Annotated in this window: 16 protein-coding genes, 1 other RNA gene and 1 pseudogene; 17 read left to right on the plus strand and 1 reads right to left on the minus strand. The window is 44.1% G+C overall.

Annotated features, from left to right (window positions below; translation table 11 throughout):
• Window positions 1-105: 105 nt before the first annotated feature.
• The 17 genes from gap (at window position 106) to HF966_RS07145 (ending at window position 13612) form a co-directional block, all read left to right on the plus strand.
• On the plus strand, window positions 106-1125 hold the full coding sequence (gene gap, locus HF966_RS07065; protein WP_168677432.1) for a type I glyceraldehyde-3-phosphate dehydrogenase: 1020 nt from the start codon (window positions 106-108) through the stop codon (window positions 1123-1125).
• A 149-nt stretch (window positions 1126-1274) separates the two neighbouring features.
• Window positions 1275-2084 (plus strand): metallophosphoesterase, encoded by an 810-nt coding sequence (locus HF966_RS07070; RefSeq protein ID WP_168677433.1) that lies wholly within the window; start codon window positions 1275-1277, stop codon window positions 2082-2084.
• A gap of 199 nt (window positions 2085-2283) precedes the next feature.
• A complete protein-coding gene (fabZ, locus tag HF966_RS07075; RefSeq protein WP_010001650.1) occupies window positions 2284-2730 on the plus strand; it encodes a 3-hydroxyacyl-ACP dehydratase FabZ in 447 nt (148 codons plus the stop codon).
• Window positions 2723-3181 (plus strand): MarR family winged helix-turn-helix transcriptional regulator, encoded by a 459-nt coding sequence (locus tag HF966_RS07080; protein ID WP_168677434.1) that lies wholly within the window; start codon window positions 2723-2725, stop codon window positions 3179-3181. The genes fabZ (HF966_RS07075) and HF966_RS07080 overlap by 8 nt, the downstream gene beginning before the upstream one ends.
• Before the next feature lie 11 nt (window positions 3182-3192).
• Window positions 3193-4164: a beta-ketoacyl-ACP synthase III gene (locus HF966_RS07085; protein WP_168677435.1), complete on the plus strand. Its 972-nt coding sequence runs from the start codon at window positions 3193-3195 to the stop codon at window positions 4162-4164.
• Window positions 4165-4236: 72 nt separating this feature from the next.
• Window positions 4237-4476, plus strand: a complete 240-nt coding sequence (locus tag HF966_RS07090) for an acyl carrier protein (protein WP_004904335.1) — start codon at window positions 4237-4239, stop codon at window positions 4474-4476.
• Window positions 4477-4537: 61 nt separating this feature from the next.
• The gene (locus tag HF966_RS07095) at window positions 4538-5503 is read left to right on the plus strand and encodes a nitronate monooxygenase (RefSeq protein ID WP_168677436.1); all 966 of its coding nucleotides are present in this window, start codon (window positions 4538-4540) and stop codon (window positions 5501-5503) included.
• Window positions 5504-5544: 41 nt separating this feature from the next.
• Window positions 5545-6489: an ACP S-malonyltransferase gene (locus tag HF966_RS07100; protein ID WP_168677437.1), complete on the plus strand. Its 945-nt coding sequence runs from the start codon at window positions 5545-5547 to the stop codon at window positions 6487-6489.
• Window position 6490: 1 nt separating this feature from the next.
• Entirely contained in the window at window positions 6491-7222 is a 732-nt protein-coding gene (gene fabG, locus HF966_RS07105) for a 3-oxoacyl-ACP reductase FabG (protein WP_168677439.1), read from the plus strand.
• Window positions 7223-7237: 15 nt separating this feature from the next.
• A complete protein-coding gene (fabF, locus tag HF966_RS07110; protein WP_168677440.1) occupies window positions 7238-8500 on the plus strand; it encodes a beta-ketoacyl-ACP synthase II in 1263 nt (420 codons plus the stop codon).
• A 3-nt stretch (window positions 8501-8503) separates the two neighbouring features.
• Window positions 8504-8962: an acetyl-CoA carboxylase biotin carboxyl carrier protein gene (gene accB / locus HF966_RS07115; protein ID WP_168677441.1), complete on the plus strand. Its 459-nt coding sequence runs from the start codon at window positions 8504-8506 to the stop codon at window positions 8960-8962.
• A gap of 77 nt (window positions 8963-9039) precedes the next feature.
• Complete coding sequence (fabZ, locus tag HF966_RS07120; RefSeq protein WP_168677442.1) at window positions 9040-9471, plus strand: 3-hydroxyacyl-ACP dehydratase FabZ; 432 nt, start codon at window positions 9040-9042, stop codon at window positions 9469-9471.
• 2 nt (window positions 9472-9473) lie between these two features.
• On the plus strand, window positions 9474-10850 hold the full coding sequence (locus HF966_RS07125) for an acetyl-CoA carboxylase biotin carboxylase subunit (RefSeq protein WP_168677444.1): 1377 nt from the start codon (window positions 9474-9476) through the stop codon (window positions 10848-10850).
• 127 nt (window positions 10851-10977) lie between these two features.
• Window positions 10978-11817, plus strand: coding sequence for an acetyl-CoA carboxylase carboxyltransferase subunit beta (locus tag HF966_RS07130; protein WP_168677457.1), 840 nt, complete (start codon window positions 10978-10980; stop codon window positions 11815-11817).
• A 1-nt stretch (window position 11818) separates the two neighbouring features.
• Window positions 11819-12619 (plus strand): carboxyltransferase subunit alpha, encoded by an 801-nt coding sequence (gene accA, locus HF966_RS07135; protein WP_168677446.1) that lies wholly within the window; start codon window positions 11819-11821, stop codon window positions 12617-12619.
• A gap of 65 nt (window positions 12620-12684) precedes the next feature.
• Window positions 12685-13043, plus strand: a transfer-messenger RNA (tmRNA) gene (gene ssrA, locus HF966_RS07140).
• Window positions 13044-13330: 287 nt separating this feature from the next.
• Complete coding sequence (locus HF966_RS07145) at window positions 13331-13612, plus strand: hypothetical protein (RefSeq protein ID WP_168677448.1); 282 nt, start codon at window positions 13331-13333, stop codon at window positions 13610-13612.
• Between the two features lie 769 nt (window positions 13613-14381).
• Here HF966_RS07145 and HF966_RS07150 read toward each other — a convergent pair.
• Window positions 14382-14492, minus strand: a pseudogene (locus tag HF966_RS07150) (IS30 family transposase); the annotation flags it as partial.

Here is a 14492-nt window from a genome sequence, read left to right on the forward strand (position 1 = left end):
GTGATATTATGAGCGAATATAAGTGCTTGTGTTCGCTCGTGCGCTAACTTTGTGCTATAATATTGGTGTTGACATAAGTCAAAAATTTTTGGAGGATCTAAACACATGACTGTTAAGATTGGTATTAACGGATTTGGACGTATTGGCCGCTTGGCTTTCCGTCGTATTCTTGAATTGTCAGACACAGCTTCAGATATCGAAGTTGTTGCAATTAACGATTTGACTTCACCAGAAATGTTGGCATACTTGTTGAAGTATGACTCAATTCACGGTGTGTTGAAGGCCGAAGTTTCATCAGATGAAACAGGTATTATCGTTAACGGTAAGCACTACACAGTTTACGCAGAACGCAACGCAGCTGACTTGAAGTGGGTTGAAAACGATGGTGTTGAATATGTATTGGAAGCTACTGGTTTCTATACTTCAGCCGAAAAGTCACAAGCTCACTTGGATGCCGGTGCCAAGAAAGTTTTGATTTCAGCACCAGCTGGTAAGGTTCCTACAGTTGTTTACGGTGTTAACCAAGACATCTTGAAGGCAGAAGACACAATCGTTTCTGCTGGATCATGCACAACGCAATCATTGGCCCCAATGGCAAATGCTTTGTCAAAGGAATTCGGTGTTAAGACTGGTTTGATGTTGACAGTCCACGCTTACACAGCTTCACAAAGCTTGCAAGATGGTCCTAAGAGCTCAAACTTTGCAAAGCGTCAAGCTAACCGCGATGCTGCATCAAACTCATTGCCACACTCATCTGGTGCTGCCAAGGCTATCGGCCTTGTTGTGCCTGAATTGGATGGTAAGTTGACTGGTTCAGCTATTCGTGTCCCTGTTCCTGCTGGCTCAATTACTGAATTGTCAGTTATCTTGGACAAGGAAGTGACTGTTGATGAAGTGAACGCAGCAATGAAGAAGTACGAATCAGACTCATTTGGTTACAACGGTGACGGTTTGGTTTCAACTGATATCGTTGGCGACACACACGGTACTGTCTTTGATCCAACACAAACTGAAATCGTTTCAGGTGACGATGCACAACTTGTTAAGGTTGCTGCATGGTACGACAACGAATACGGTTTCACTTCAAACATGATCCGCACATTGTTGCACTTCGCTACTTTGTAAAATAATAATGCAATGAAAAAATCTGCGTTGGGCGCGCATAACGCCAGGCGATTTTTAAAACCTGCTTCGGCAGGTTTTTTGCGTTCTAGCGGTCTTTTTCGCCTAATTTATGCTATACTTTATTCAGTCATTTGAAAGAAGGTTCGCGTGTGAGAGTTGCATTTTCATCAGATAATCATTTTGATTTAAATAAAATCGATGTGCAACGGGCTTTGCATGTGCAAGCGTTACATTTATTGAACCAAAATGTGGCTATTTACGTCATAGCAGGTGACTTATTCAATGATTTTGAAAAATCATTGACTTTTGCTCGTGACATGCAAGCGATTTTGGGTGATAAAGTGGTGATTCGTTTTTTAGCCGGGAATCACGATATGGGCTACGGTGTCACATATGAAGAGCTTGAAAGTGACTTGGATCCGTTATATTTTCACAATAAATTCATTGATTTAACGCCAGAAGTGCGCTTAATTGGAAACAACGGGTGGTATAATTATGATTTTGTCGGCGATGATTATACACCAGAACAGATTTTACAATTTAAGAATGGCTTTTGGTATGATCGCCGTATTCAACAACCAGTATCTGATCAAGAACGATTTGACCGAAATATGGCACAATTAAAGGCACAACTTGATCTCGCTGGACGCAAGCAAACGGTGGTGGTATCGCACTTTGTCCCACGTGCGGATTACATCAAGCGGTTCCCATATGGTAATACGCGGTTAGATATGGCCAATGCTTTGCTGGGAAGTCAGGCAGTTGGGCAGGTACTCGACACGTCTTACACCATCAATACGATTACTGGCCATTTGCATGTTCATCCGGCGCCGCTTAAAGTCGGGAACAATACCTATTACAACGCTGCCGTGGGTTATAACACAGCGCGTGTTCATGAATGGGCGAGTGATGATTTCATCACGGAATGGCAAAATCGCTTAGTGATATTAGATTATTAGACACGAATAGCGTGTCTTTTTTTGTGTTTGAAAATTAGTTTGACTATCGAAATAAATCGTGAGATAATTTCAATATTAGATATTTCGATAGTCGAAGTATTAGACGAAAGGAAAAGCGCTTGCGCCAGTTCAAGAGGTGATACCTCAACGAGCACGTGGGGAGTCACGTCAGTCACTGACTAAAGCGTACTTAAAACTTATGCCAGTTCTTACAACCACAGAAATTATGGCCCTCATTCCTAATCGTTATCCAATTCTTTACATGGATTACGTGGAAGAAATGGTGCCTGATGAATCGATTGTTGCCGTTAAAAACGTGACGATCAATGAACAGTTTTTCCAAGGGCATTTTCCAGGTAACCCCGTAATGCCTGGTGTGTTGATTATTGAATCGCTTGCACAAGCTGCTTCAATCTTAATCTTGTCATCACCACAATTTAAGGGAAAGACAGCCTACATGACTGGTATTGATGATGCCAAGTTCAAAAAAATGGTTGTCCCAGGCGATGTTTTGAAGTTACATGTAACATTTGGTAAGCTACGCGCTAACATGGGGAGCGTACTGGTTGAAGCCAAAGTTGATGGGAAGACAGCAACCTCTGCCGAATTGATGTTTGTTGTTTCGCCAGATGAAAAAGATGAATGAAGCCATAACATTAGAATTTGAAGAATTAAATAGTGAACTCGTCGATGTGTTTAATAATGTGATGTGGATTGAAGAAGCCGCGTTAAAGCAAAGTGATTTTTCGGATATTACGTTAAAAGATATGCATACAATCGATGCGATATCTATGTATTCTGAAAAAAGTGCGTCACAAGTTGCAAAGATGATCCATTTAACACCAAGTGCGATGACAACTGCCATTGATAAGTTGGTTGATAAAGGTTATGTCGAACGGCGACGATCGAATACGGATCGCCGTGTGGTTCGTCTGGGACTAACACATAAAGGCCGTGTTGTTTATCGTGCACACCAAGGTTTTCATCGTGACTTAGCACATAATTTGCTAAAGGATATGCAACCAACAGAAATTGCCGCGGTTAAACGCGCGATTCATAATCTGGTTTGTTATCTGGCCAACGTTATTAAGCAGTAAGAAGGGGAGCTATGGAACACTTAAAGATCGTGGCCTCGGCGCGTCAAGTGCCTAGCCGCCTGGTGACCAATGACGAATTAAGTACTATGATGGACACCAATGATGATTGGATTTATACACGGACAGGGATTCGTCAACGTCAGGTGGTCACCACAGAAAATACGAGCGACTTATCCATTCAAGTCGCGCAACAATTATTAGCAAAGGCCCAAGTATCGGCCGAAAGCCTAGACTTTATTGTCGTTAGTACCATGTCACCAGACAGTTTATCACCAAGTACAGCGGCGATTGTCCAAGGCGCCATTGGCGCAACACAGGCTTTTGCCTTTGATTTGAGTGCAGCATGTTCTGGCTTAGTTTATGGGCTGAGCGTGGCCTCAAGCCTGTTAGCAACGCGTTATCGCCGCGGTTTGGTGATTGGTGCGGAAGTCTTGTCAAAGTTGGTTGATTGGCAAGATCGGACCACAGCCGTTTTGTTTGGTGATGGGGCCGCCGGCGTGTTGGTCGAAACAACCACAGCAGATATTGGCTTACTGAGTGAAGAGTTACGAACTTTCGGTGACAAGGGCGATAATTTAGTTGCTGGCCGTTTTGGCAATGCTAACCCATTTTCGGGTGAAATCACGCCAGCTGACCCGTATTTCCACCAAAATGGTCGTGAAGTATATAGCTTTGCTACGCGTGAAGTGCCGGCTGCGCTAGAAGCTGCATTGGCAAAAGCACAACTCTCAGCTGATGATGTGGATTATTATTTATTGCACCAAGCTAATGCGCGTATTGTGTCAACGATTGCCAAGCGTTTTGGCCAGCCTGCCGAAAAATTCCCCACTAATATGGCCAGCAATGGCAATACGAGTGCCGCAAGTATTGGCATTCTCTTGGATGAACTAGTTGAATCTGGCCAAGTCCATGCAGGACAAACGATTGCGTTAGCTGGCTTTGGTGGTGGGCTAACGGTTGGCGCACAAATTTGGAAAATTTAAACGTATCGGTGTAGTCGGCTGCACCGTAAAAATCTAACGAAAATACTGAAAAAATATTAGGAGACGAACATTATGACAGATGCAGAAATTTTTGACAAGGTTAAGGAAATCTTGGTTGACCAATTTGACTTGGAAGAAGACGAAGTGACTTTGACAACTGACTTGACTAACGATATCGATGCCGATTCATTGGACTTGTTTGAAGTTTTGAACCGTGTTGAAGATGACTTTGACATCAAGTTGGCCGTTGCTGAAGACATCAAGACAACGCAAGACTTGGTTGACAAGGTTAAGGAACAATTGGCAGCTTAATGTTACAGGTGATCATGCTTGAATGATCACGTACATAGTGTATTGATTAAAGGAAAATATAATGGTAGTAAATGTAGAGAACCCGCTTTTTAAAAAATTAGGCATGAAGTATCCCATCGTTGAAGGCGGGATGACTTGGGCCGGAACAGGTGCTTTGGCTGCAGCAATTTCAGAAGCTGGTGGTTTAGGCTTTATTGGTACAGGTTATTGGCACGGTGAAGATGTGCGAAAAGAAATCAAACGGGTCAAGGCGTTGACTGATAAGCCGTTTGGTGTCAATGTCATGCTTTTGAGTCGTCACATTCGAGAAGTCTTTGACGTGATTATTGAAGAAGGCGTAAAAGTGGTAGCTACTGGTGCAGGGGATCCATCACCTTTCTTGGATGAATTACATGCCGCAGGCATTATTGTGATGCCAGTGGTACCCTCTGTATCATTGGCCAAGATGATGGAAAAGAAGGGCGTTGATGCCGTGATTGCTGAAGGTATGGAGTCTGGTGGTCACATTGGCATGTTGACGACGATGACATTGGTACCGCAAGTGGTTGATGCGGTGGATATTCCAGTCATTGCCGCAGGTGGTATTGGTGATGGTCGTGGTGTCGCTGCGGCCTTCATGCTAGGTGCTTCTGGCGCCCAAATGGGTACACGTTTCTTGACAGCCACTGAATCAGAAATTCACCCAAACTTCAAGTCAAAGATCATTAAGGCTAAGGATATTGACACGATTGTGACTGGCCAACTGATGGGTAACCGGGCACGTGTTTTGAAGAACAAGATGGCTAAGAATTTTGTTAAAAATGAAGTCTTTGAAATTCAAAAAGAAAAGCCAGACGCTGCAGCCATTGAAAAGTTGGAATCTGGTACATTGCGTCGCGCTGTTCAAGAAGGTGACAAAGAAGGCGGCGCCTTCATGGCAGGTCAAATTTCTGGTTTGATCAAAGATGAAAAACCAGCTGCACAAATTTTGTCAGATATTTGGGCACAAGCGACAGACTTGATGGGTATTGAAAATACAACACTTTAATCCTGCACAGGGTTAATCGTAAATTGTACATGGGGACTAACATGAAATTAGGTATCTTATTTAGTGGTCAAGGGGCACAAAAAGCCGGCATGGGTGCTGATCTATACGCGGCATTACCTGCTTACCGTGAAACGATTGACCAAGCGTCTGCCATCTTAGGCTATGATTTACAAGCTGTGGCAAATGACGAGGCAAAAATCACGCAAACGGCTTACGCCCAACCCGCTATTTTAGCCATGAGCAATGCGATCATCAACGCATTGGGCGATGTCCTACCAACACCAGTTGCTGGCTTGGGCTTGAGCTTAGGTGAATATTCTGCGCTCACAGCAAGCGGTGCAATGGACTTTAACCAAGCCGTGGCCATTATCAAAGACCGTGGCATCTACATGCAAACTGTCGGTGAAGCCAATCCGGGGAAGATGGTCGCTGTGATGGGCGACGATCAAGCACTGATTGAATCGGTTTTGACAGCGTTGCAGGCAGCAGGTAAACGTGTTTATCCTGCAAACTACAACACATTTGCGCAACTTGTGATTGGTGGTGTGGCCGCGGATGTGGATGCGGCCGTTGAAGCTTTGACAGATGCTGGCATTCAACGAATGGTCGAGTTACCAGTTTCTGGTGCCTTCCACACGCCATTATTAAAGGATGCAGCATTGCAGCTCACAACGCGTCTTGCCGGTGAAACTTTCAAGGCGACGCAGTATCCAGTCTATTCAAATACAACTGGGTCAGTGTTCACCGCTGATACATTGTTTGAAACATTGACCAAGCAAATTATTTCACCCACATACTTCGCGCAAGCCTTGCAAAAGATGCTTGATGATGGGGTGGACACCTTGATTGAAGTCGGTCCATCAGATACATTAATTAAGTTTGCGAAGAAAATTGCACCAAAGGATGTCAAGCGTTACGCCATCACAGATGTCGACAGTTTCAATGCTGTGCGTGACTTATTGCTTGCGGAAGGAAAGGAAGCCTAACATGATGGATTTCACAGATCAAACAGTGCTTGTCACTGGCTCATCTCGCGGTATTGGCTTGGCAATTGCCAAAGCTTTTGACGCTGCGGGGGCACATGTCATTTTGCATGCCCGTTCTGAAATCAAGCCAGAAATTTTGGCTGAATTTAAGCAAACACCACAAACCTTGCAATTTGATATTGCAGATGCTGAAGCCGCAGAAGCAAGTATCAAAGCCTTGTACAAGCAAGCAGATTTCCCAGGGATTGATGTCTTGATTAACAATGCAGGGATTACTAAGGATCAATTGGCTATGGCCATGACGCCGGCAGATTTTGCGACAGTTGTGAATGTTAATCTTAACGGCACATTTAATGTGACACAACCAATTTTTAAGAAGATGATTCGCCAAAAGCATGGCGCAATTATTAACCTTAGTTCTGTGGTTGGATTGATGGGTAACATGGGACAAGTCAACTATGCGGCTTCAAAGGCCGGCATTGTCGGCTTCACCAAGTCTTTGGCAAAAGAAGGGGCGCGTCGTGGTATTCGCGTGAACGCCATTGCGCCAGGGATGATCGTTTCAGATATGACGGCCGTCTTACCGGAGCAAACACAAGCTGAAATTTTAAAGAACATTCCACTCTCACGTTTTGGTGAAGCCACTGAAGTTGCTGAAGCAGCACTCTTCTTAGCTCACAGTGCCTACATTACAGGCCAAACATTGACTGTTGATGGCGGATTATACATTTAATTAAAGGAGAACAACATGACACGAGTAGTCATTACTGGTCTTGGTGCCGTAACCCCACTTGGAAATGATACCGAAACATTTTTAAACGGGATTTTCAATGAACAAATCGGGATTAAGCCCATCACAAAATTTGATGCATCAGAAACTGGGATTACAGTTGCTGGTCAAGTAGACGGTTTCGATCCAGCACAACGTGTGGGAAAGCGTGATGCGCGTAAGTTGGATTTGTTCTCACAATACGCTATTGACGCTGCTGATCAAGCATTGGAAAATGCAGGCTTGAAGGCCCCTGAAGGCTCAGCCAACCCAACAACTGTCCAAGATCCAACGCGTTTTGGTGTGATTCTTGGTAATGGTATTGGTGGTTTGACAACCATTCAAGAACAAGTCATTAAGATGCATGATAAGGGACCAAAGCGCGTGAGTCCATTGTTCGTGCCTGAATCTATTCCAAACATGGTATCTGGTAACGTCTCATTGCGTTTTGGTGCCAAAGGGGTCAACTACACGATCGTAACCGCTTGTGCCTCAGCAACAAATGCGATTGGTGAAGCCTTCTGGCGTGTGCAATCAGGTAAAGCTGACGTGATGTTGACTGGTGGTTCAGAAGCAACAGTCAATGAAATTGGGATTGCCGGTTTCGCTGCTTTGACTGCTTTGTCAACGGAAGTTGATCCGTCTGAAGCGTCAAAGCCATTTGATAAGAACCGTCATGGCTTTGTGCTTGGTGAAGGCTCAGGTATTTTGGTCATTGAAAGCCTTGAGCACGCACAAGCGCGTGGGGCGAACATCTTGGCTGAACTTGTAGGTTACGGTGCATCATCTGACGCTTACCACATGACATCACCATCACCTGATGGCGAAGGGGCTGCACGTGCGATGCGTGATGCGCTTCGTGACGCCGATTTGCAACCTGAAAAGATTTCATACATCAATGCCCACGGTACAGCTACTGGTGCCAACGATTCTGGCGAAGCGCATGCAATTGCCACTGTCTTTGGTGCCAACAATGTGCCGGTCTCATCAACTAAAGGGATGACAGGACACTTGCTTGGTGCGGCTGGTGCAATCGAAGCTTTGATTGCGGTTGGTGCAATTGTTCGTGGTGAAATGCCCGTCAACGTTGGTGTGGACGAACAAGATGATGACACAAAGTTGGTGAACTTGGTCTCTACTGACACCAAGCATCAAGCACCCGAATATGTATTGAGTGCAAATTATGGTTTCGGTGGCCACAACGCCGCAGTTATTTTCAAAAACTGGCACGAAGAGGCTTAATTCATGAGTTTAAATATCGAAGAAATCCGCGGTTTAATGGCGGATTTAGAAAATAGTTCATTACGCGAATTTCAAATCAATGACGGTGAGTTTAGTTTACATCTGTCAAAAAATGAAAATGCCGCTGTTGTGACACCAGCACCTGCCGCCGCGGCAGCGCCGGCACCAGTGGCAGCTGCCGAAGCACCAAGTGAACACCCATTGGCTAAGCCAGTGGCGGCTGGTGCGGAAATTGTTGCCCCAATGGTTGGGACAGTATATTTGCAACCAAAGCCGGAAGCACCAATGTTTAAACAAGTTGGGGATAAGGTTGCCGTTGGTGAAACTGTTGCTGTGATTGAAGCGATGAAATTGATGACGGAAATCCACAGTGAAGTTGCCGGCACAATTGCTGAAATTTTGGTTGAAAACGAAGAAGTGGTTGATTACAATAAGCCACTTTATATCGTAACACCAGCATAATTCATGCGGAGTTTTCCGCGTACATACCAAGAGGAGGAAATGCATACAGCAAGGATTGCTGTATGTGCTGAAGACACATGAGCGTATTGAATACCCAACAAATTATGGAAATTATCCCACACCGTTATCCGATGTTGATGTTGGATACGGTTGAAGAATTAGTCCCTGGTGAACGTGCGGTGGCCTACAAGAATATTTCAATCAACGAAGAAATTTTCCAAGGGCATTTTCCTGGGAACCCAACTTTTCCGGGTGCGCTAACGGTTGAAGCTTTAGCACAAACCGGTGCTGTAGCACTCTTGTCATTGCCCGAATATAAAGGGAAGACGGCTTACTTTGGTGGGATTAAAAAGGCACGTTACCGTCAAATGGTACGACCTGGTGACCGCTTGCGCCTTGAAGTAACCATCGATCGCTTGCGTGGCCCAATTGGGACAGGTAAAGGGATTGTATGGATTGGTGATAAGAAGGCAACAACTGCTGAATTGACATTCATCATTGGAGATTAATTGTGTTTAAAAAAGTATTGGTTGCCAACCGTGGTGAAATTGCGGTTCGTATCATCCGAACATTAAAAGAAATGGGTATCGGTTCAGTCGCAATTTATTCAACGGCTGATAAAGATAGTCTCCATGTTCAAATCGCTGACGAAGCCATTGCTGTCGGTGGGCCAAAGCCAAAAGATTCCTATTTGAACATGAAAAACATTTTAAGCGCGGCATTGCTTTCGGGTGCTGAAGCCATCCATCCAGGTTATGGATTTTTAGCCGAAAATGCTTTGTTTGCTGAAATGGTTGGCGAAGTTGGGATTCAATGGATTGGACCGCGACCAGAAACGATTGAGTTGATGGGGAATAAGGCCAACGCGCGTGAAGAAATCCGCCGTGCTGGTGTACCAGTGATTCCGGGTTCCGAAGGTTTTATTCGTAATTTTGACGAAGCCAAAGCCGTGGCTGATCGCATTGGCTATCCATTATTGCTAAAAGCTGCTGCCGGTGGTGGTGGGAAAGGCATGCGCTTTGTTTATGGCGAAGATGAACTATCTGACAAGTTTGATGATGCGCAAAACGAAGCGCGGGCCGCGTTTGGTGATGACCATATGTACATCGAAAAGGTCATGGAACGCGTGCGACATATTGAAATGCAATTGTTGCGCGATCAAAATGGTCATGTGATTTATCTACCAGAACGCAACTGTTCTTTGCAACGTAATAACCAAAAGGTGCTTGAAGAATCGCCAGCAACTGGCGTGACCCCAGCCATGCGTGCTGAGTTGGGGGAGATTGTGACGCGTGCAGCCCAAGCCTTGGGCTATGTGAACACTGGAACCATTGAATTTTTACAAGACCATGAAGGCGCCTTTTATTTCATGGAAATGAACACGCGTATTCAAGTTGAACATCCGGTTTCTGAAATGGTGACAGGATTAGACCTGATTCAACTACAAATTGCGGTAGCCGCTGGGGAAGATTTGCCAGTGACCCAAGACGATGTGCAAGTGCAAGGGCATTCAATTGAAGTCCGTTTGACGGCTGAACAACCTGAAAAACACTTTGCACCAAGTGCTGGGACCATTGACTTTGTCTTTCTACCAACTGGTGGCCCTGGTATCCGTATCGATTCAGCTTTGTTTAATGGGGACAAGATCCAACCATTTTATGATTCGATGATTGGCAAGCTCATTGTGCACGGCGCAGACCGGACGCAAGCCATGGCCAAGATGCGACGTATTATTGATGAAACCGTGGTGCGTGGTGTTGAAACAAGCCGCCCATTCCAACAAGCGTTACTCGCTGACCCACAAGTACAACGCGGAGAATTTGATACACGCTATCTCGAAAGCGAATTCTTACCACGCTGGATTGAAAGTTTACCAGTACGTGAATAATCGATAATACCGCGTATGGGACACATATGCGGTATTGTTATATGCATGCGATGAGCAATTGTGATATTGCTACGCAATAAGATTAGGAGGCATGCCGATTCTTTTTGATCATTGGCATGGGACGAATATGGATTTATACGATAATCAGAAATCAACAGTCAAAATTATACGTGATGCGTCAGTCAATGACCGTATCCCAGATGGTCTATTCTTGGCTTGCCCATATTGTGGTGTTCAGATGTATAATAAGCAACTCGGGCCATTTCGGGTGTGTGCGCACTGTGGTTATGGCTTCCGTTTGCAAGCCCAAGAACGCGTAGATTTGCTCACGCAATCTTTTGAAGAAATGGATGCTGATATGACGATGGCGCATCCTGATTTCCCGGGATATGCTGATAAATTAGCACGGGCAAAATCACAAACTGGCCTGGGTGAATCCGTATTAACGGGTGTGGCCACGATTGAAAATGAAAAAGTGGCGCTAGGCGTGATGGATTCTTACTTCATGATGGGCTCATTAGGATCAATGACTGGCGAAAAAATTACCCGCTTGTTTGAGTATGCTACCGACAAGAAGCTACCCGTCGTGTTGTTCACGGCTTCTGGTGGGGCACGGATGCAAGAAGGGATTAATTCTTTGATGCAAATGGCCAAAGTGTCTGCGGCAGTGGCGGCGCATCAAGAAGCTGGCTTACTGTACTTGGTGGTACTGACGGATCCAACAACTGGTGGTGTGACGGCTAGTTTCGCCATGCAAGGCGATATTACGTTGGCCGAACCACATGCCTTAGTCGGCTTTGCTGGCGCACGTGTGATTGAATCAACCATTCATGAAAAGCTACCCAAAGATTTTCAGCGCGTGGAAACGTTGTTGGAAAATGGCTTTGTCGATCAAATCGTACCACGGCCAGAACTTAGCGCAGTCATTGCTAAGTTGGTGAAGTTACATCGGGTGTCGGAGGTATAACATGGCAGTCAATATTGGATTAAAATTATTTAAGCACGAATTAACGCCAGCAGAAGTGGTGAAAAAGTCACGTGAAGACCGCTTTTTAGCTCGTGAAATCATCGACGGCATTTTCACAGACTTTGTCGAACTCCATGGGGATCGTTTGAGCGGGGATGATATGTCGGTCATTGGTGGGATTGCTGCCTTAAATGGCAAGCCAGTCACCGTCATTGCAATTGATAAAGGTGTAGATATTCAAGATAAATTGAGTAAGCGTAATGGCTCGCCCGAACCTTGGGGTTATCGCAAGGCCCAGCGCTTAATGCAACAAGCCAACAAATTTCATCGGCCAATTGTGACCTTTATCAACACGCCAGGGGCCTTTCCGGGAAAAACAGCGGAAGCACAAGGCCAAGGTGAAGCGATTGCCAAGTCAATTTTGGACTCGATGAAATTAACGGTGCCAATGATTGCCATTATTTATGGTGAAGGCGGTTCTGGTGGGGCTTTGGCGTTGGCGACGAGTGATCAAGTCTGGATGTTCCAAAACGCCACTTATTCCATTTTGTCACCAGAAGGCTTTGCCTCTATCTTATGGAAAGATAGCAAGCGCGCCGATGAGGCTGCCGGTGTCATGGGGATCACAGCCAAAGATCTTTTGGAAAAGGGCGTGATTGAATATATTATTCCAGAATCACGGAATCATCCCCGGGTGTTTAATTTGATTCGTCAGCGCTTAGATGACGAATTCACCCAATTAAATGCTTTAACACCTGCAGAATTGTTAAAGCAACGTCGTGCCCGTTTCAGAGCATTTTAATATGGTATAATAAAATACTGACAGTTGTCAGTATTTTTTGTTTGGTGTTTAAACCAGCAGAGCATGGGGTCGTTTTTGGAATTCGACAGGTTGTTTAGGGCATGGGCTGCGTTTCGCCATCCGGGCGTTAAAACGGGCAGAAATTTTAACTGCAAAAAACGAAAACTCTTTCGCAATCGCTGCTTAAAAACCAGTGAAGCGTCACTTAATCTCGGTCGCTGACATCTGGGATTAGGTCATAAAAGGTCAGATCGCGTCGTTGCTTAGATTCGGAACAGCGGCGTTAAATGAATCGAGTTAGTGATTGGTGTGAGCCATGTGTTGTGGCGGAATCAATCATGAAGTTTAAATGACAGCACTATAAGCGTAGAGGTTCATGTACCGGGCAGTTTGGACAGGGGTTCGACTCCCCTCGGCTCCACTAAACATTTCATGGCGTTGCATCAGGGTTCAAAACACCTTGATGTAACGCCTTTTTTGATGAAAAACGTTGCATTGTATTTCACAGCATGTCACACAAAATAGGAAACTTTTTAAATCAGCAAGTAAGCAGTGTAACGGCGTTTAAGCCGTTTTTTATTTGCTTGAATAGGAAAAAGTAATACATAATCTCGAATGTGATACACAAACAACATATATACACTCTAATATAAATATATATACAGTATAATAACCATATCTCATAAAGTAGGTGCTATGATGAAGAGAGACATGAGTAATCGTGAGTTATTGGTATATTATTTTTCAGGTGGTTTGGATGATTATTTAGATTATCTGGATGAACTCAACAATCCGACAAATGGGTATAGGGTGGATACCATTCGCTTTATACATGATGTTAAAAATCAACTTGATCCATTCAAGAAAAAGCTGACACCCGAGTTGCTAGATATGTATGTCCAGCATTATAAAGAGCATGTGTGGCAATGGGCAAGTTTTACAATGCCCCGACTTAAGTCATTACGGCACGCAACAAAGAGCTTAACGGCATAGTCAAAAATATTGAAATATCTAATAGGCCACAGATTCTTGTGAAAGAGTGTTTGGCCTTTGCTGATGTATTGTGAGAACGTTATAACTAGCAAAACAAAGGATGCATGCGGTTTATAAAAGGAAATGAGGGGGATAGCTGACGACTTCAATAATTATCCCAGAAAAAGAATGAGTTTAAAAAGTGACAAAAGATAAAGAGTGGCTGTTAAATTGCAGACAGCACTGATAAATTGTTACGAGATTATTTTTTCAGGTCGATTGAAACTTATGCAATAGAATGATCCAAAACATAAACAAGCGATTTATGATATTAATTTTTGTTTGTCAGTCATCCAACCAGAGCATAACAAGTCATTGGCGTTAATACAGTGATAAATTTATAACATGGAATAATGTAGACGATGAATTTGGGTAAAGTAATAGAACAACGGTGGTGTGGTGAACAAATTTGAAAACATTACTGAATATCATCGTGCAACATGAGGATGAGTTTATAAATTTGAGTCATCAAGCATTCCAAGCGAAATAATGTTTCTATTTGGTTAATTATGCTATTTAATTGTTAGTTAGGGGTTACTTTAGCTATCACTTTTTGGTCTTTTTTTCGGAAAAGAACTCAGCAATGGCGCTGGGTTGGGGTTGTCACCCTCCTATAAAAAATAATGGTAAAATGTTTCCCCGACGCAAAAAAGGCCTATGTGTGCGCTCTCTATTATGCGAGCGAGGGCGGGGGTATACGAAAAACTTAATATTTGGCAGATTGCAAGAATCATCCGAACACCGCATGTTTCTGAAAGACTTTTCGTGGTGATTGCCAGTTGAGCGTTTTCATTGGCCTGGCATTAATCCAATGATTAATTTGATCTAATTCTTTCTGACT

The sequence above is a fragment of the Leuconostoc holzapfelii genome, from assembly GCF_012396485.1.
Lineage (GTDB): Bacteria > Bacillota > Bacilli > Lactobacillales > Lactobacillaceae > Leuconostoc > Leuconostoc holzapfelii.

Coding starts and splice junctions, on each gene's coding strand:
- gap (WP_168677432.1), top strand. CDS start 106: ATGACTGTTAAGATTGGTATTAACGGATTTGGACGTATTGGCCGCTTG.
- fabZ (WP_010001650.1), top strand. CDS start 2,284: ATGCCAGTTCTTACAACCACAGAAATTATGGCCCTCATTCCTAATCGT.
- HF966_RS07080 (WP_168677434.1), top strand. CDS start 2,723: ATGAATGAAGCCATAACATTAGAATTTGAAGAATTAAATAGTGAACTC.
- HF966_RS07085 (WP_168677435.1), top strand. CDS start 3,193: ATGGAACACTTAAAGATCGTGGCCTCGGCGCGTCAAGTGCCTAGCCGC.
- HF966_RS07090 (WP_004904335.1), top strand. CDS start 4,237: ATGACAGATGCAGAAATTTTTGACAAGGTTAAGGAAATCTTGGTTGAC.
- HF966_RS07095 (WP_168677436.1), top strand. CDS start 4,538: ATGGTAGTAAATGTAGAGAACCCGCTTTTTAAAAAATTAGGCATGAAG.
- HF966_RS07100 (WP_168677437.1), top strand. CDS start 5,545: ATGAAATTAGGTATCTTATTTAGTGGTCAAGGGGCACAAAAAGCCGGC.
- fabG (WP_168677439.1), top strand. CDS start 6,491: ATGATGGATTTCACAGATCAAACAGTGCTTGTCACTGGCTCATCTCGC.
- fabF (WP_168677440.1), top strand. CDS start 7,238: ATGACACGAGTAGTCATTACTGGTCTTGGTGCCGTAACCCCACTTGGA.
- accB (WP_168677441.1), top strand. CDS start 8,504: ATGAGTTTAAATATCGAAGAAATCCGCGGTTTAATGGCGGATTTAGAA.
- fabZ (WP_168677442.1), top strand. CDS start 9,040: ATGAGCGTATTGAATACCCAACAAATTATGGAAATTATCCCACACCGT.
- HF966_RS07130 (WP_168677457.1), top strand. CDS start 10,978: ATGGATTTATACGATAATCAGAAATCAACAGTCAAAATTATACGTGAT.
- accA (WP_168677446.1), top strand. CDS start 11,819: ATGGCAGTCAATATTGGATTAAAATTATTTAAGCACGAATTAACGCCA.
- HF966_RS07145 (WP_168677448.1), top strand. CDS start 13,331: ATGAGTAATCGTGAGTTATTGGTATATTATTTTTCAGGTGGTTTGGAT.